The organism is Pseudomonas taeanensis MS-3 (assembly GCF_000498575.2).
Taxonomy (GTDB): Bacteria; Pseudomonadota; Gammaproteobacteria; order Pseudomonadales; family Pseudomonadaceae; genus Aquipseudomonas; species Aquipseudomonas taeanensis.
Map to the genome: position 1 here is coordinate 102,839 of NZ_AWSQ01000001.1, position 17,849 is coordinate 120,687.

The following is a 17,849-nucleotide window of genomic DNA, read 5'->3' on the forward strand; positions in this document are numbered from 1 at the left end:
TTGCGGCCCACTTACCGGAGCCTCCCATGTCCCATCCCTTTGCCGACCTCACCCCCGATCTGGTACTGGATGCCGTGGAGAGCCTGGGCTACCTCAGCGATGCCCGCATACTGGCGCTGAACAGCTACGAAAACCGCGTGTACCAGGTGGGTATCGAAGACGAAACGCCGCTGATCGCCAAGTTCTATCGCCCGCAGCGCTGGAGCGATGCGGCAATTCGCGAGGAGCACAGTTTCACCTTCGAGCTGGCCGAGTGTGACGTGCCGGTGGTGGCGCCGCTGCAACGCGACGGCGAAACCCTGTTCGAACACGCCGGCTTCCGTTTCACCCTGTTTCCACGACGCGGTGGCCGCGCGCCGGAGCCGGGTAATCTGGATCAGCTTTATCGGCTCGGCCAATTGCTCGGTCGTCTGCATGCCGTCGGTGCAACCAAACCCTTCGCCCATCGCGAAAGCCTGCGGGTGGACAACTACGGCCATGCCTCGCTGGCCACCCTGCTCGAGGGCAACTTCATTCCGCGCAGCCTGCTGCCGGCCTACGAGTCAGTGGCCCGCGACCTGCTCAAGCGCCTCGATGCGCTGTTTGCCGGCAACCCGGTGCAGGCGATCCGCCTGCACGGCGACTGCCACCCCGGCAACCTGCTGTGCCGCGACGAGACCTTCCATATGGTCGACCTCGACGATTGCCGCATGGGGCCGGCCGTGCAGGACCTGTGGATGATGCTGGCCGGTGAGCGCCATGAGCGCCTCGGCCAGCTGTCCGAATTGATGGACGGTTACCAGGAGTTCCACGACTTCAACCCCCGCGAACTGCCGCTGATCGAAGGCCTGCGCGCCCTGCGCCTGATGCACTACAGTGCCTGGCTGGCGCGACGCTGGGACGACCCGGCATTCCCCCACAGCTTCCCCTGGTTCGGCAGTGAGCGTTACTGGGGCGATCAGGTACTGATGCTGCGCGAACAACTGGCCGCGCTGGATGAGGAACCGCTGAAGCTGTTCTGATAGAAGCAGCGTTAAGCAAGAGTCCCGTCCCGTAGCCCGGATGCAATCCGCGGATTGTGCTTCCCGGATTGCATCCGGGCTACCACGGTAGAACCGGGTAGGGTGAATAACGCCATTTTCATTCACCCTACGATGTCGCAGACCTGCGCTTAAGCGTAGGGTCTACGGCTGTAATGCCTGCCTTACGCAAAACAGCTTTTCCCCTTGCAGAAAAAACCTGAACCCACAGACAACAGCCGAGCGCCGCGACTAGAATCCGAGGCTTTAGTTAGCCGCCTAAGCAAGGAATCCCATGGCCACCGCCAACCCGCAACGCGGGTACATTCTCGGCCTCACCGCCTATATCATCTGGGGCCTGTTCCCCCTCTACTTCAAGGTCATTCAGGACGTTCCGGCGCTGGAGATCGTCGCCCATCGCGCACTCTGGGCGGCGCTGTTCGGCGCCGCACTGTTGCTGGTGTGGAAACACCCCGGCTGGCTGCGCGAACTGCGCGAACACCCTCGGCGCTTCGCCGTATTGACCTTCAGCGGCGTGCTGATCGCCAGCAACTGGCTGGTCTACGTCTGGGCGGTGAATAACGAGCGCATGCTCGAAGCCAGCCTGGGTTACTACATCAACCCGCTGGTCAATGTATTGCTCGGCATGCTGTTGCTCGGCGAACGCCTGCGTCGCCTGCAATGGCTGGCCGTCGGCCTGGCCACCCTCGGCGTGGCACAACAGGTCTGGCAGGTCGGCAGCATTCCCTGGGTGTCCCTGGTACTGGCCCTGACCTTCGGCTTCTACGGGCTGATCCGTAAGCAGGCGCCGGTCGCCGCGCTGCCGGGTCTGGTGGTGGAAACCTGGCTGCTGCTGCCGCTGGCAATCGGCTGGCTAGCGCTGAACCCGACCGCGATGAGCAGCCAACCCGAGTTCTGGTCGACCACCGAGGCGCTCTGGCTGATCGCCGCCGGGCCGATCACCCTGGTGCCGCTGGTGTGTTTCAACGCAGCCGCGCGCCACCTGCCCTACATCACCCTGGGCTTCCTGCAATACATCGCGCCGACGCTGGTGTTGCTGCTCGCGGTGTTCGTTTTCGACGAGCACTTCGACCCCAGCAAGCTGCTGGCCTTCATCTGTATCTGGGTAGGCCTGGCGATCTACAGCGTCGATGCCTGGCTGACGCTGCGCCGCAGGGCTTGAGGCAGAGGGGGCAGCGTGGCAATTACCTCATGGGCAAGCCCGCGCCCGCTCAGGCCAACGGAAGCGCGGAACTGTACAAAAAACGCTCAACCACCTGCAGCCGCCGCCCGACACGGGGTGCAGCCATGCATCCCAACCTTATCCACAGAAGCATCCCCGGACTTTGTGCACAAGCTGCTGAAAATGCTGGTTTTTTAATCAGCTCAGGAAGAACCCCGGCGCACTAGCGCGTACGCCGAAGCTCCCCAGGTTATCCACAGCGATACGCACCTGAGCCGTGGATATCTGCCTAGCCGTCTTACCTGCCGCGGTTAATTCTCGGTGCGCAGATTGAGCTCAACCATCAGGTCGTCGGCGAGCGTCTCCAGCTTGCTCTGCAACACTTCCAACGACAGCTCCAAGGGCACCGCGAGCAAGGCTTCGGCATGGAACAACAGCTCATTGCTCATGGGCGCCGGCATCACTTCGGTGACCAGGTTTTCCAGGTTGACCCCGTGTTCGGCGAGCAGGCTGGTGATATCGCGGACGATGCCCGGGCGATCGTTACCCACCAGGTCGAGGTGGATTGGCTTCCAGTTGCAGGACGGCTCGGCGCCACTTTCCGCCAACAGCACGCGGATGCCGTGGGCGCTAAGACCCTCTAGCGCGGTGACCAACTCGGCGCGGCCTGTGGCCGGTACCGCAACCCGCAGAATCCCGGCAAACTGCCCGGCCATCCGCGACATGCGACTCTCCAGCCAGTTGCCATGGTGATCCGCCACACACTGGGCGACACGCTCGACCAGCCCTGGCTGATCCTCGGAGATAACCGTTAGCACCAGATGATCCATAACATGCCTCTCGTTTTTATCAGGAATGACGTTGCGGTAGCCCGAGCTGTGCTCGCGCAATAATTGCCAAGTCTGCGCCGATCGGCTCAGTCGCCTTGCCGAGACAAACCTAGCCAATAGGTATAGAACACCTCATCGCGCACATACCCCAGGCGCTCGTACAGGGCTTGTCCTGCCAGATTGCTCTTCGCCGTCTCCAACTGCAAACCGCAGGCGCCCTGTGCTTCGGCATGGCCACGGGCGGCATTCATCAGCGCCTCGCCAATGCCCTGGCGGCGTGCCTGCTCGCTGACGAAGAGATCACTCAACAGCCAGGCCGGCTGCAACTCCAGGGATGCGAACAGCGGGTAGAGCTGGACAAAACCCAGTGCCGCGCCCTGATCGGCACGCGCGATAAATATCGTCGAGTCGCCCTGACTAAGGCGCGCCGCCAGAAAAGCCTGAATCGCCGGCAGCGGCTTGCCCGTCTGATAGAACTGCAGATAGTCGGCGTACAGCGGGACCAACTCGTCCAGCTCGGCCAGCCCGGCCACGTGTATGCGCATCGATAAACATCCTCGGCCGGAAATCATCGCTCGAGTATAGCCAACGGGCTACGGCCGGGCTTAACCACCGCCTGGTCAGCCCGACACAATTAATCGTGTACGATTTCGATATTTATATGAAACAATAAACACATAAATTTTAAACAAATCGCCCCTCTTGTGACTGCAAAGCGCCTTCTGGTCGCATCGCGACGCGCGCCCGCTGATTTTCATAGGATCTTGATGTAGTATGCCGCGGCTCGGACTACAAGACGCAAACCCCGGGTCCGAAGCGGCTATTGAGTAAGCTGAGCAGAATGAGGCAAGTGATGACTGAACGCGTTCAAGTCGGTGGCCTGCAGGTCGCCAAAGTGCTGTTCGACTTCGTGAATAACGAAGCCATCCCCGGCACCGGCATATCTGCCGAAAAATTCTGGTCCGGCGCCGAAGCCGTGATCAACGAGCTGGCTCCGAAAAACCGTGCCTTGCTCGCCAAGCGCGACGAAATTCAGGCTCTGATCGACAGCTGGCACCAGGCCCGCGCCGGCCAGGCCCACGATGCGGCAGCCTATAAAGCCTTCCTGCAGGAGATCGGCTACCTGTTGCCGGAACCGGCTGACTTCCAGGCGACCACCGCCAATGTCGACGAAGAAATCGCCCGCCTGGCCGGCCCGCAGCTGGTTGTACCAGTAATGAACGCGCGCTTCGCCCTGAACGCCTCCAACGCACGCTGGGGCTCGCTGTACGATGCCCTGTACGGCACCGATGTGATCAGCGAAGAAGGCGGCGCCGAGAAAGGCAAGGGCTACAACAAGGTCCGTGGTGACAAGGTGATTGCCTTCGCCCGCGCCTTCCTCGACCAGGCTGCGCCGCTGGCGGCCGGCTCCCACGTCGACTCCACCGGCTATCGCATCGAAGGCGGCAAGCTGGTGGTCAGCCTCAAAGGCGGCAGCAACAGCGGCCTGCAGGACGACGCCCAGTTGATCGGTTTCCAGGGCGACACCCATGCACCGATCGCCGTGCTACTCAAGCAAAACGGCTTGCATTTCGAAATCCAGATCGACGCCGGTAGCCCGATCGGCAGCACCGATGCCGCCGGGGTCAAAGACGTGCTGATGGAAGCCGCGCTGACCACCATCATGGACTGCGAAGATTCGGTTGCCGCAGTCGATGCCGATGACAAAGTCGTGGTCTATCGCAACTGGCTGGGCCTGATGAAGGGCGACCTGGCCGAAACCGTGAGCAAGGGTGGCACCACCTTCACCCGCACCATGAACCCGGACCGGGTCTATACCCAGACCGACGGTGGCGAGCTGACTCTGCATGGGCGCTCCCTGCTGTTCGTGCGCAACGTCGGTCACCTGATGACCATCGATGCCATCGTCGACAGTCAAGGCTTCGAGGTTCCGGAAGGCATCATGGACGGTCTGCTGACCAGCCTGATCGCCATTCACAACCTCAATGGCAACACCAGCCGCCACAACACCCGCACCGGCTCGGTGTACATCGTCAAGCCGAAGATGCACGGCCCGGCAGAAGCGGCGTTCACCAACGAGCTGTTCGGCCGCGTCGAAGACGTCCTCGGCCTGCCGCGCAACACCCTGAAAGTCGGGATCATGGATGAGGAGCGGCGCACCACCGTCAACCTGAAAGCCTGCATCAAGGCCGCCAGCGAGCGCGTGGTGTTTATCAACACCGGCTTCCTCGACCGCACCGGTGACGAAATCCACACTTCCATGGAAGCTGGCGCCATGGTGCGCAAAGCGGCCATGAAAGGTGAGCAGTGGATCGCCGCCTACGAGAACAATAACGTCGACGTCGGACTGGCCACCGGCCTGCAAGGCCGCGCGCAGATCGGCAAGGGCATGTGGGCCATGCCGGACCTTATGGCGGCGATGCTCGAGCAGAAAATCGCTCACCCGCAGTCCGGTGCCAACACCGCCTGGGTACCGTCGCCCACCGCGGCCACCCTGCACGCCCTGCACTACCACCAGATCGACGTGTTCGCCCGTCAGGCCGAGTTGGCCAAGCGCCCCCCGGCCTCGCTGGACGCCATCCTGAGCATCCCGCTGGCCGCCGATACCAACTGGAGCGCCGAGGAGATCCAGAACGAACTGGACAACAACGCCCAGGGCATCCTTGGCTACGTGGTGCGCTGGATCGACCACGGCGTCGGTTGCTCCAAGGTGCCGGACATCAACGATGTCGGCCTGATGGAAGACCGCGCCACCCTGCGCATCTCCAGCCAGCTGCTGGCCAACTGGCTGCGCCACGGCATCGCCAGTGAAGAGCAGATCGTTGCCAGCCTCAAGCGCATGGCTCCGGTGGTCGACCGGCAGAACGCGGGCGACCCGCTGTACCGCCCGATGGCGCCAGACTTCGACAGCAACATCGCCTTCCAGGCTGCCCTGGAGCTGGTGGTCGAAGGTGCCAAGCAGCCGAACGGCTACACCGAGCCGGTCCTGCACCGCCGTCGCCGCGAGTTCAAGGCAAAGAGCAAGGCCAAGAACGGCTTGTAATTCCGCGCTGCAGCATTGAAAGAGCCGCCCTTCGGGGCGGTTTTTTTATGCTCTAGACTTACGTCCAATGTGCAAGGGCCCGCATGCGGCCGACCATAGTTGTTCCGAGAACCGCCGAGACAGACATGAGCAAAACGGACGCCTTCGCCGAGGCCGGCAAGACGGCGGTGCTGCAGAACATCCACGGCACCATGGAGTTTCTGCAAAAATTCCCGCCGTTCAATCAGATGGACAGCGCCCACCTGGCCTACCTGGTGGAGCACTGTCAGCTGCGCTTTTACGGCCAGGGCGAAAGCATCATCAAGCCAGACGATGGCCCGGTCGAACACTTCTACATCGTCAAGCAGGGACGGGTGCACGGTGAACGACCGCACTCGGCCAGACGTGGCAGCGAGACCACCTTTGAAATCACCAGTGGCGAGTGCTTCCCCTTGGCCGCCCTGATCGGCGATCGCGCCACCCGCACCGAACATCTGGCCGCCGAAGACACCTTCTGCCTGCTGCTGAGCAAGCCGGCCTTCATCAAGCTCTTCGCCCTATCCAATCCGTTGCGCGATTTCGCCCTGCGTGGCGTCAGCAGCCTGCTCGACCAGGTCAATCAACGGGTGCAGCTGAACGCCGTGGAAACCCTCGGCGCGCAGTACTCACTGGACACCCCCCTGGGCGAATTGGCCATGCGCCAGCCGATCAGCTGTACACCCAATACCGCACTGCGCGAAGCGGTCAAGTTGATGCACGAGCAGCATGTCGGCAGCATCGTCATCGTCGATCCGGCACATAAACCTTTGGGGATCTTCACCCTGCGCGACCTGCGTCGGGTAGTCGCTGCGGGCAACTCACTGGATCAGCCGATCGACAGCCTGATGACACCTGAACCGTTCCACCTGCCACCGGACGCAAGCGCGTTCGATGCGGCGATTGCCATGACCGAACGGCACATCGCCCATGTCTGCCTGGTTGAACGGGGGCGCCTGAGCGGAGTGGTCTCCGAGCGCGACCTGTTCTCCTTGCAACGCATTGACCTGGTGCACCTGGCACGTACCATCCGCCACGCCGGCAAGGTCGAAACCCTGGCTGCGCTGCGCAGCGACATCCGTCAGCTGGTCGATCGCATGCTCGCCCACGGTGCCAGTTCGACCCAGATCACTCACCTCATCACCCTGCTCAACGACCACACCGTGTGCCGGGTGATCGAGCTGACTCTGGAAGACCTCGGCGACCCCGGCGTGCCGTTCACCTGGCTGTGCTTTGGTAGCGAGGGGCGCCGCGAACAGACCCTGCACACCGATCAGGACAACGGCATCCTGTTCGAGGCCAAGGACGCAACTGAAACCGCGGACATGCGCCGGCGCCTGCTGCCAGTGGCCGTCGAGATCAACCAACGCCTGGCCCAGTGCGACTTTACCCTGTGCAAGGGCAACATCATGGCGGGTAATCCAGAGCTGTGCCTGTCACGCCAGGAATGGACGCGACGCTTCACCAGTTTCATCCACGAAGCCACCCCGGAAAACCTGCTGGCCTCGAGCATCTACTTCGACTTGCGCGTGGTCTGGGGTGACTCCCAAGGCTGTGAACAAGTGCGCCAGACATTGTTCAAGCAGATCGCCGGCAACAGCCTGTTCCAGCGCATGATGGCCGAAAACGCCCTGCGCCAGCGTCCACCGGTCGGGCGCTTCCGCGACTTTGTGGTGGCCCGTACAGGCGCCGAGAAACACACCCTGGACCTCAAGGTGCAGGGCCTCACGCCCTTCGTCGACGGCGCCCGCCTGCTTGCCCTGGCCCACGGCGTCGAGACCTGTAACACCCTGGAGCGGCTGCGCGAACTGATCGACAAAGGGGTGATTGAGGCGCTCGATGGCGCCGCCTACGAGGAGGCCTATCACTTCATCCAGCAAACCCGCATGCAACAACATCAGCTGCAAGCGCGGCAGCAGTTGCCCTACTCCAACCGCCTCGATCCCGACCGTCTCAACCACCTGGACCGGCGCATCCTGCGCGAATCCTTCCGTCAGGCCCAGCGTCTGCAAAGCAGCCTGGCGTTACGCTACCAACTATGAACGCATTAAGCTGGTTGACCGGCCGCACCCCGCAACTGACCGAGCAGCAGCGCCAGCGCTGCGAGCACCTGCCCACTGCCGCTGCGCTCGACGACACAGCGTTAAACCAACAGCGCCTGGTGGTGATCGACCTGGAAACCAGCGGCCTGGATATGCGCCGCGATCAGGTCCTGTCGATTGGCGCCGTGGTCATCGAGCAGGGTGCCATCGACCTCGGTCAGCAGTTCGAGTGCACCCTGCAGCGCCACGACCATCAAGTCAGCGCCAGCGTGCTGATCCACGGTCTGGCCCCCAGTGCCATCGCCGCGGGCATTGCCCCGGCCGAGGCGCTGCTGGGCTTCATGGAGTTTCTCGGCGACAGCCCACTGCTGGCCTTTCATGCCGGATTCGATCAGCGCATGCTCGGCCGGGCGTTGAAGCAGACCCTCGGTTATCGCCTGCGCCATCCCTTCTTCGACGCCGCCGAACTGGCGCCGCTGCTCTGCCCGCAAGCCAATATCCAACAGGGGGGCCTGGACGACTGGACCGACTACTTCGGCCTGCAGGTGCAACAACGCCACCACGCCAGCGCCGACGCCCTGGTCACCGCCGAGCTGGCGCTGATCCTGTTCAGCCGCGCGCGCCAGCAACAGTTCGACAGCCTGCTGGCCCTGGAGCAGGGCCTGGCCGGCTGGCGCAGACGACAGCAGGCACACTCGCTCTAGCAGACCGTTGAAAAGCCTAGCGCAGTAGTTTTTCAACGGCCTGCTCCCCCGCCCAGTCCCTGAAACTCAGGCCCTGCAGGCCAAAGCCTAGGTCGACCGAGCGAGGTTGTTAACGCTAAGGATTGGGCTGCTTGCTTCCCGACCTGGCGCAATCCTGGTCCTGGCTGCTCGACGCCTTTACCCACAAAGCCGGTGGATGGCGCTGTGGATAAGCTGTACAGACAGTGACGCAGCCCAAGCCACACCACGGCTGCCCTAAACTGGTTATTTTTTGAACCAGATCAACAGGATAACTATCCACTTAAACACAATAACTGTGCGCTGAGCTGTGGATAAGCTGTGCCCTGAACCATCCACCCCATAGCCTGCGAGGCCTTGCTTGCACTGGCTATTTTTCGTACAGACCGAAGCTGCTGGCACCTCGCGGGCGCCCCGCCTCTGCAGCTCTAGCTTCTGCAGCTCTATATGAACAGCTCCCCTGCACAACAAACAGGCCCGGTGGCGCCCCGAGCACGCGAATACTGCACAGACGTCGACTCCGACAACAGGCCAGAGCAGAAACGACAACGCCCCGTTTCCGGGGCGTTGTTGACCTTGTTGCGCTTAGCGCTTAGTGATCGATGGCAGCACCGGCACCGCGGGGAATGCGGATGTCTTCGATGATGTGCTGGATATGCTCCGGCGGTGCGGCAGTGATCTTGGCCACTGCGATTGCAGCGATAAAGTTGAAGATCATGCCCAGGGTACCGATGCCCTCAGGGGAGATACCGAACCACCAGTCAGCAGGCCCTGCAGTCGGGAAGATGAACTTGTAGTAGACGATATAGCTGAAGGTGAAGGCCAGACCGACCACCATGCCAGCGATCGCGCCTTCTTTGTTCATCTTCTTGGAGAAAATCCCCATGACGATGGCCGGGAAGAACGAGGCTGCCGCCAGGCCGAAAGCGAACGCCACCACCTGCGCCACGAAGGCCGGCGGGTAGATACCGAACAGGCCGGCAACCAGTACCGCCACACCTGCTGCAAAACGTGCGGCCAGCAGTTCCTTCTTCTCGCTGATGTTGGGCATCAGGTTGCTCTTGAGCAGGTCATGCGAGATCGAGGTCGAAATCACCAACAGCAAGCCTGCTGCAGTCGACAGTGCAGCCGCCAGACCACCCGCGGCGATCAAGGCGATCACCCAGCCCGGCAGACCGGCGATTTCCGGGTTGGCCAGCACCATGATGTCGCGATCCACATACAGCTCGGTGGCCGCTTCAGTCGGTGCGTTGGTCACCACACGCTCGCCATTGGCCCCACGCTCGGCGGCGAAGGTAGGCGCACCAACGAACGGAGCACCTGGGCCGTACTGGATCTTGCCGTCACCGTTCTTGTCCAGCCAGGCGATCAGGCCGGACTTCTCCCAGTTGCTCACCCACTGCGGCGCCTCGGTGTAGCTGATGCCAGGAATGCTGGTCAGCAGGTTGGTACGGGCAAAGGCGGCGATGGCCGGCGCGGTGGTGTAGAGAATGGCGATAAACAGCAGGGCATAACCGGCGGACAGACGCGCCGCACGCACAGTCGGGGTGGTGAAGAAGCGTACGATCACGTGCGGCAGACCGGCGGTGCCGACCATCAACGCCATGGTGATGAAGAACACGTCGATGGTCGACTTCTTGCCATCGGTGTAGGTGTCGAAGCCCAGCTCAGTGCTCAGTCCGTTGAGTCGTTCGAGCACCGACTGACCGGTACCGATAACTTCGCTGCCGAAGCCCAGCTGCGGGATCGGGTTGCCGGTGATCATCATCGAGATGTAAATCGCCGGCACCATATAGGCGAAGATCATCACACAGTACTGCGCCACCTGGGTGTAGGTGATGCCCTTCATGCCGCCGAGAACGGAGTAGAAGAACACGATGCACATGCCGATGATCACACCGACGTTGATGTCCACTTCCAGGTAGCGAGAGAAGACGATACCGACGCCGCGCATCTGCCCGGCCACGTAGGTGAAGGAGATGAAGATCACGCAGATCACTGCCACCAGACGCGCGGTCTGCGAGTAGTAACGCTCGCCGATGAAGTCCGGCACGGTGAACTTGCCAAACTTGCGCAGGTAGGGCGCCAGACACATGGCCAGGAGCACGTAACCACCGGTCCAGCCCATCAGGTAGACGCTACCGTCGAGGCCGACGAAGGAGATGATCCCCGCCATGGAGATGAACGACGCCGCGGACATCCAGTCGGCGCCGGTGGCCATGCCGTTGAGGATCGGGTGCACACCCTTGCTGGCGACGTAATATTCGCTGGTGGAGCCGGCCCGGGTCCAGATGGCGATGCCGATGTACAGCGCGAAGGTCGCGCCGACGAACAGATAGATCAGAGTTTGGGTATCCATGTTCGCCGCCTTATTCTTCGTGGACGTCGTGTTTGCGGTCGTACTGATTCATCTTCCAGACGTAGAAGAAAATCATTAGGACAAACACATAGATTGACCCCTGCTGAGCAAACCAGAAGCCCAGAGGGAACCCGAAGAACTGAATATGGTTGAGCTGCTCGACGAACAGAATTCCGGCGCCGAATGACACTGCGAACCAGATGGCCAGCAGCGTCAACATCAGCCGCAGGTTATCTTTCCAGTAGGCTTTTGCAGCCTCTTGCTTGGAAGCGGACATGTGAGGGACTCCTCATTGTTTTTGTAGTTTTGACCATTGGAACTTAGCAGTCCCACGCTCAACTACCAGTGCGACCTTGGTCGAATGCAGCTCTATGAGGCTCCCGCGAAGTCAGGCTATAGCGCAGAAACAGGGGCCTGCAGGCGCTAGTTCCTGAAGCCGCGCAGAACGCCGCCCTCGACCAAGGTCGAATGCGCAAACCGCGATCACAGGGAAATCGTCGGCGCCGCCGACATTACATCCCTGGGTGACTATGCTGAATATCCGGACCAGCCCTTCGTCATCAGCCCCCTGCCCGGTTGTGGAGACCGCTCATGAGCCACCCTCTCGCCCTCTGTCTAACCTTGCTGCTCAGCCTTACGGGCCTGCCGACCCTGGCCGCTCAGGTGCAGTACTACCCACTGCCGCCGGGCTCTGGCCCGCATGACGTGGCTCCGGCAGCCGATGGCCGGGTGTGGTACACCGCCCAGCGCCAGGGCGCACTGGGCCGCCTCGACCCACAGACCGGCCAGGCCGAACAGGTGCCACTGGGTACCGGCTCGGCGCCGCATGGCGTGATAGTCGGTCCGCAAGGCGCGGCCTGGGTCACCGACAGCGGCCTCAACGCCCTGGTCCGGGTGGACGCCGATAGTCTCGAAGTCACGCGTTTCCCGCTGCCCGCCCATGCCGCCAATGCCAACCTGAATACCGCAGTATTCGACCCTCACGGCCAGCTGTGGTTTACCGGGCAGAACGGCGTCTACGGGCGCCTCGACCCCGCCACACAGCTGGTCGAAACCTGGGCGGCGCCGCTCGGACGCGGCCCCTACGGAATTGCCGTGACCCCGGACGGCGCAGTCTGGTACGCCTCGCTGGCCTCCAGCCACATCGCCCGGATCGACCCCATCAGCGGCGCGGCCACGGTGATCCACCCCCCCACTGCCGACCAGGGCGCACGACGCATCTGGAGCGACTCGCACGGCGCGCTCTGGGTCAGCGAATGGAACAGCGGTCAGCTCAGCCGCTACCACCCTAGTGAACAGCGCTGGCAAAGCTGGTCGCTGCCCGGTGAGCGGCCAAGCCCCTATGCGCTCTATGTCGACGAGCAGGATCAAGTCTGGCTGTCGGATTTCTCGAGCAACGCCATCCTGCGTTTCGACCCTGAGCGCGAGCAGTTCGAGCGCTTTCCCAGTGACCGGAGCAATGCCAATGTGCGGCAGATCCTCGGCCGCCGCGGCGAGCTCTGGGGCGCCGAGTCGGGGACTGATAGGCTGGTGGTCATTCGTTACTGAGGAGGCACTATGCCCAGCGCCAGCATGACCCTGTTCCACTCCCCCATGTCGCCCTTCGCCCGCAAGGTCCGGGTGCTGCTGCACGAGACCGGGCAGCTCGACCGCGTCGCCCTCAAGGAGGTGCAGCTGACGCCCGTCAACCCGAGCGCCGAGCTGAACGCGCAGAATCCTGCCGGCAAAATCCCCGCCCTGCGTCTGGCCGACGGCAATGTGTTGTTCGACAGCCGGGTGATTCTCGACTATCTCGACCAGCAGCACGTCGGCGAGCCGCTGATCCCCGCGAGCGGTAGCCCACGCTGGCGACGCCTGACCCTGGCCGCGTTGGCCGATGCGATTCTCGATGCCGCCGTATCGATGCGCTACGAGTCTGCACTACGCCCCGAGGACAAGCGCTGGCCTGAGTGGCAGCACGCCCAGCGGGAGAAGATCGAGCGCAGCCTGCAACAGTTCGAGGAGCAGGCCATCGCCGAGCTGAGTTGCCACTTCGATATCGCCGCCATCGGCCTGGCCTGCGCCCTCGGCTACCTGGATTTGCGCCAGGCCGAACTGGGCTGGCGCCAGCGCTACCCGCAACTGGCCGGCTGGTATGCCGAGGTCAGCCAGCGGCCGTCGATGCTCAGCACCCAGCCGCCGGTTTAAGCGCAGCGCTCAGGCCACCTGCAGACGTGTGGGCGGGCCGGGCTTGCTCACGCTGGCGCGGGAACAGTCGGGCAATCCGCAACGCCAGCCGCGCACCGGTCCGGGCGTCCTCGCGCAGTCCGACATGCCCGCTCATCGCCGATACCACAGACGATAGAAGCCCGCCGCCAACAGCAGCGCGCACTGCCCCAGGCCGGCGCACAGCGACAGGAAGGAATGCAGCGCAGCACTCTGCGCTGCATCCGCCAGGCCGCTCAGCGCGACCCAGAAGGGCTCCGGCAACAGGATCAGGCTGAGGTGTGCCAACGGCTTACCGCTGAGCAGCAGGCCGTCGATCACGTCGAACAGGCCGAAAAACATCAGGGCAATCAGGGCCAACACGGCGACCACCAGGCCCAAGGCGAAGCAGGCACCAAACCGCAGTAATACTCGCATCCTCTTCCCCTCCAGAGCGGGCGTGCTGGCCACGCCCGCTACTCTCATGTGTGGACTCACTGACTGTCGCTGACTGGCATGACGCCGGGCTTGCCGACGCCGTACCAGTCGAGTTTGCGGGTCAGCACCATCACACTGCCGAGCACGCCGAAGACCAGCAGCGAGCCCATCAGCAAGGCGTAGTCCTCGGCGCTGAGCAGGCCGAACAGCAGACCGTAGAGCGCTGCCAACAAGGCGCCGAAAGCGCTGCCGCGCAGCCAGCTGTGCAACACATGGCTGACGTAGAAGCCGATCAGCGCCACGCTGGCGAGCGCCGAGATGGCATAGGCCGTGGCAAAATCCAGGTGTTCGGACAGCGACAGCAACAGCAGGTAGAACAGCGCCAGCGACATCCCCACCAGGCCGTACTGCACCGGGTGCACCGCCAGGCGTTTGAGTACCTCGAAAAGGAAGAACACCGCGAAGGTCAGGCCGATAAACAGCAATGCATATTTGATCGCCCGTTCGGTCTTCAGGTACTGATCCACCGGGTCGACGAAACTCACCCCGAAGTTACGCGCCGTCAGCCCCTGGCAACTGTTCTTGCGCACGCAGTCCTGCAGCGCCTGTTCCAGGTTGGTAGCGAAGAAGCTGGTCTGCCAGTGCGCCTTGAACCCTTGCGCGCTGACTTCACGCTGGCTCGGCAGGTATTCACCGACGAAGCTGGGGTGCGGCCAGTCGGAGCTCAACTCGACGCGGCTGTCGCGGCCCACCGGGGTCACGCTGAGCTGCTCGGTGCCCTGCAACTTGAGGTCGAAGGCGAACTCCAGCACTTGTCCGCCCTGGCTATCCAGCGCCGGCAGAGGCGCATGCACGCCGCTGCCGAAACGTTCATCGCCCGAGCCCGGAGCGAAGCTCAGGGTCGTGCCATTCAGGCGCAACTGCAGGTCATTGCTGATGCCACGCACATCGCTGATGCCCACCGAGAGAAAAGGCGCCTGAAAACGGTAAAAACCCAGGTCATCGCCCAGGCCCAGGCGCGCGGGCAACTTGAACGCGCCACTGACCTGGTTATCGCTGCGATAGAGCAACGCCTGGTAAATCCCGCGCGCACGCAACTCGGTCGCGACCTTGCCATTGAGCACGAAGCGCTCCGGCAAGAAGTACAGGCGCCCGCGAGACTGCCGCTCCTCCTGATAACGTTCGCCGGTCTTGTCGTGGGTTTTCCATTCATGCCAGACCTTGGTGTAAGGCATCACCAGAATCGGCCCGGTGAGCTGCTGGCGATAGCTGGAGCTGCGGGCAATATCCTGCAGCACGCCCTCACGCTGAGACTGCCGCTCGCTGACCAGGCCACCGATCATCGACAGGGGAATCAGCAACAACAGAATCAACAAGGCAATAGCGCCCAACTTGAAAACCAGGATGCGGTTCATGGGATGACTCTCCATTTCGACTGAACATGGCAAGAGTCTGCGCGGCCGCCATGGGGACTTGATGGAGGGACTGTGGGAATTGGATGGAGATTGAGCGCTGCGCCAGACGGGCCGCCCGCTCGGAGCAGCCGTTACTCAGCCCAGAGGCGCCACGGCCATGCACGAACACCGAGTGGCGGACCGGGGCTCAACCGACAGGATGGCCGGGCGCCCCTGGCGCCGCAGCAGCGGCCTGCCCCTGAGCTACTCGCCGCGGATGTACTGTTCCAGTTGCTGGATCAGGCCAGCCTGCTCGGCGATGGTTTCCTTGACCAGGTCGCCGATCGACAACAGGCCGATCAACTCGCCCTCGGCCAGTACCGGCAGGTGGCGCAGATGGCGGTCGGTCATCAGTTGCAGGCAATGCTGGGAAGTGTCACGCGGGCCGATGGTGATCACTTCAGCGGTCATAATGTCGCTGACCTTGGCGCTGAAGGCCGAGCGCTCCAGCAGCTCTACTTTGCGTACGTAGTCACGCTCACTGACGATGCCCGCCAGACGATTGCCGTCCAGCACCACCAGCGCCCCGATACCCTTTTCGGCCATCAGGCTAATCGCATCGAGTACCGATGCGGAGGGGCTGACACTGTAGACGGCGGCGTGCTGCTTGGATCTCAGGATCTCGGCGACTGTTTTCATGCAATGGCTCCTGCGCTGGTGATTCGGACTAAGGTGGACACGTCGCACTACAGCATCATTGAGGATAGCCGAGGGGGCATGAATTTCTGGCTAACCGGCCAATTGGCGGGCAACTGCCCACTTGACCGCAGCCCCCCGGACTCGCAGGCTGGCAGCAGCACAACGAACTGAGTCGATGCGCACAACCTGCGTCAGCCTCGCCTGGCTCCTGAGTCTGTTGTAACCCACCCTGTCTCTTGCACTACCCTGGCCACTATGAATTCGACCGACCCTGACGCTCGCCACACCGAAGACGCCCGTTCCCGCACCGACAGCGAACAGATCATCCAGGCGATCCAAACCGGGAAAAACAAGCGCGCGCGCAAACTGCTGAGCCGCATGCATCCGGCCAAGATCTCCGCCATGCTCGAGTTGCTCGACGTCGAACAGCGCATGGCGCTATGGCAACAGATTGATCCGGCACTCGAAGGGCGCATCCTGCCACACCTGAACGTCCGGCTGATTGGCCAACTGGTGGGCGATTCGGCGGAGATAGCGCAACCCCAGCCAGAGCCCGGACAGGAGCCAGGCCTGAGCAATCTCAATCACCTGGAAGCCATCCGCATCGCCCTGAGCCACAAGAAGCTCAAGCGCGTGGGTAAAATTCTGCACCGCATGCACCCGGCCAAGGTCGCCGGCCTGCTCGAGGCACTGCCGCCGGTGGAGCGCCTGAGCGTCTGGAGCATGGTCGAGACCGAGCGCGCCGGCAGAATCCTGACCTATCTTCACGATGAGATCCGGGTCGCCCTGGCGCTCGAGCTTGATCTCGAAGACCTGATCGCCTCGGCCCAGCACCTGGAGTTGGATGACCGCGTCGACCTGATCCAGACCTTACCCAGTGACCTGGGCAATAAACTGTTGCGCGCCAGCAGCGCCAGCCAGCGCAAACAACTTGAGTCGATGCTGGCCTACCCGGAGGACTCGGCCGGCGGCTTGATGGACGCCGACGCCATCCAGATCCGTGCCGACGTCAAAGTCAGCACCGTGCTGCGCTATCTGCGCTTGCTGGAAACGCTGCCGGCGCACACCGACATGCTCATGGTGGTCGACCGCAAAGGCCATTATCAGGGCGGACTACGCCTGAGCACCCTGGTCACCGCCGACCTGGATCGCGCCGTCGCCGACGTGCTGGATGCCGATATCGCCGGCATTGCGGTCACCACCGAGGGCAGCGATGTAGCCCGGCTGTTCCAGGACCACGACCTGCTCTCCGCCCCGGTGGTGGATGAACACAACCGGGTGATTGGCCGTATCACCGTGGATGACGTGGTCGACCTGATTCGCGAAGACTCGGATCGCGCCCTGATGCACATGGCCGGTCTCGATGACGAAGCCGACATGTTCGCCCCCGTGCTGGTCAGCTCACGCCGGCGCGCGGTATGGCTGGGCATCAACCTGATCACCGCCTTCAGCGCCGCCTGGGTGATCGGCCTGTTCCAGGCCACCCTCGAGCAACTGGTCGCGCTCGCCGTGCTGATGCCCATAGTGGCGAGCATGGGCGGCATCGCCGGCAGCCAGACCCTGACCCTGGTCATCCGTGGCCTGGCCCTGGGTCAGGTGCAGAAAGGCAACATCCGCATCCTGCTCAACCGCGAGCTGGGGGTTTCTATCCTCAATGGCCTGTTGTGGGCCGTGGTCATCGCCTTGCTGGCCGTGGCCTGGTTCGGCAACTGGGGATTGGGCGCAGTGCTGGGCAGCGCGATTCTGATCAACCTGCTCTGCGCCGCACTCGCGGGCTGGGCCATCCCGCTGATTCTCGACCGCATGGGCATCGACCCGGCCCTGGCCGGCAGCGTGATTCTCACCACGGTGACCGATATCGTCGGTTTCTTCGCCTTCCTCGGCCTGGCCAGCGTGTTGCTGCTGTAAGGCCTGAGTGAGGCGCCGACTTGGGCAAGCCGCA

The 17,849-nt window shown here is 62.8% G+C and carries 15 protein-coding genes; 8 read left to right on the forward strand and 7 right to left on the reverse strand.

Annotation, left to right across the window (positions count from 1 at the left end; translation table 11 throughout):
* Window positions 1–26: 26 nt before the first annotated feature.
* Together TMS3_RS00460 and rarD are read left to right on the forward strand one after the other, a co-directional pair.
* Complete coding sequence (locus TMS3_RS00460; protein WP_025163265.1) at window positions 27–1,001, forward strand: serine/threonine protein kinase; 975 nt, start codon at window positions 27–29, stop codon at window positions 999–1,001.
* A 292-nt stretch (window positions 1,002–1,293) separates the two neighbouring features.
* The gene (gene rarD / locus TMS3_RS00465) at window positions 1,294–2,181 is read left to right on the forward strand and encodes an EamA family transporter RarD (protein ID WP_025163266.1); all 888 of its coding nucleotides are present in this window, start codon (window positions 1,294–1,296) and stop codon (window positions 2,179–2,181) included.
* 311 nt (window positions 2,182–2,492) lie between these two features.
* On the opposite strand, the gene TMS3_RS00470 is transcribed toward rarD, so the two are convergent.
* Both TMS3_RS00470 and TMS3_RS00475 read right to left on the reverse strand, forming a co-directional pair.
* Window positions 2,493–3,011, reverse strand: coding sequence for a glycine cleavage system protein R (locus tag TMS3_RS00470; protein ID WP_025163267.1), 519 nt, complete (start codon window positions 3,009–3,011; stop codon window positions 2,493–2,495).
* 86 nt (window positions 3,012–3,097) lie between these two features.
* Entirely contained in the window at window positions 3,098–3,556 is a 459-nt protein-coding gene (locus tag TMS3_RS00475) for a GNAT family N-acetyltransferase (RefSeq protein WP_025163268.1), read from the reverse strand.
* A 308-nt stretch (window positions 3,557–3,864) separates the two neighbouring features.
* Here TMS3_RS00475 and TMS3_RS00480 point away from each other — a divergent pair, with 308 nt between their 5' ends.
* From TMS3_RS00480 to TMS3_RS00490, 3 genes are all read left to right on the forward strand, one after another.
* Window positions 3,865–6,054, forward strand: a complete 2,190-nt coding sequence (locus TMS3_RS00480; RefSeq protein ID WP_025163269.1) for a malate synthase G — start codon at window positions 3,865–3,867, stop codon at window positions 6,052–6,054.
* A gap of 125 nt (window positions 6,055–6,179) precedes the next feature.
* Window positions 6,180–8,111, forward strand: coding sequence for a putative nucleotidyltransferase substrate binding domain-containing protein (locus tag TMS3_RS00485; protein ID WP_025163270.1), 1,932 nt, complete (start codon window positions 6,180–6,182; stop codon window positions 8,109–8,111).
* Entirely contained in the window at window positions 8,108–8,815 is a 708-nt protein-coding gene (locus tag TMS3_RS00490) for a 3'-5' exonuclease (RefSeq protein WP_025163271.1), read from the forward strand. The genes TMS3_RS00485 and TMS3_RS00490 overlap by 4 nt, the downstream gene beginning before the upstream one ends.
* A gap of 610 nt (window positions 8,816–9,425) precedes the next feature.
* On the opposite strand, the gene TMS3_RS00495 is transcribed toward TMS3_RS00490, so the two are convergent.
* On the reverse strand, window positions 9,426–11,192 hold the full coding sequence (locus TMS3_RS00495; RefSeq protein ID WP_025163272.1) for a sodium:solute symporter family protein: 1,767 nt from the start codon (window positions 11,190–11,192) through the stop codon (window positions 9,426–9,428).
* A 10-nt stretch (window positions 11,193–11,202) separates the two neighbouring features.
* Window positions 11,203–11,469, reverse strand: a complete 267-nt coding sequence (locus tag TMS3_RS00500; protein ID WP_025163273.1) for a DUF4212 domain-containing protein — start codon at window positions 11,467–11,469, stop codon at window positions 11,203–11,205.
* Between the two features lie 314 nt (window positions 11,470–11,783).
* Here TMS3_RS00500 and TMS3_RS00505 point away from each other — a divergent pair, with 314 nt between their 5' ends.
* Both TMS3_RS00505 and TMS3_RS00510 read left to right on the forward strand, forming a co-directional pair.
* Window positions 11,784–12,740 (forward strand): Vgb family protein, encoded by a 957-nt coding sequence (locus tag TMS3_RS00505; RefSeq protein ID WP_025163274.1) that lies wholly within the window; start codon window positions 11,784–11,786, stop codon window positions 12,738–12,740.
* A gap of 9 nt (window positions 12,741–12,749) precedes the next feature.
* A complete protein-coding gene (locus TMS3_RS00510; protein ID WP_025163275.1) occupies window positions 12,750–13,379 on the forward strand; it encodes a glutathione S-transferase in 630 nt (209 codons plus the stop codon).
* 132 nt (window positions 13,380–13,511) lie between these two features.
* Here the strand turns inward: TMS3_RS00510 and TMS3_RS00515 are convergent, their stop codons facing one another.
* The 3 genes from TMS3_RS00515 to TMS3_RS00525 form a co-directional block, all read right to left on the reverse strand.
* On the reverse strand, window positions 13,512–13,814 hold the full coding sequence (locus TMS3_RS00515) for a hypothetical protein (protein ID WP_025163276.1): 303 nt from the start codon (window positions 13,812–13,814) through the stop codon (window positions 13,512–13,514).
* A 56-nt stretch (window positions 13,815–13,870) separates the two neighbouring features.
* Complete coding sequence (gene creD / locus TMS3_RS00520) at window positions 13,871–15,229, reverse strand: cell envelope integrity protein CreD (RefSeq protein WP_025163277.1); 1,359 nt, start codon at window positions 15,227–15,229, stop codon at window positions 13,871–13,873.
* 243 nt (window positions 15,230–15,472) lie between these two features.
* Window positions 15,473–15,907, reverse strand: coding sequence for a CBS domain-containing protein (locus tag TMS3_RS00525; protein ID WP_025163278.1), 435 nt, complete (start codon window positions 15,905–15,907; stop codon window positions 15,473–15,475).
* A gap of 255 nt (window positions 15,908–16,162) precedes the next feature.
* Here TMS3_RS00525 and mgtE point away from each other — a divergent pair, with 255 nt between their 5' ends.
* A complete protein-coding gene (mgtE, locus tag TMS3_RS00530; RefSeq protein WP_025163279.1) occupies window positions 16,163–17,815 on the forward strand; it encodes a magnesium transporter in 1,653 nt (550 codons plus the stop codon).
* Window positions 17,816–17,849 lie beyond the last annotated feature (34 nt).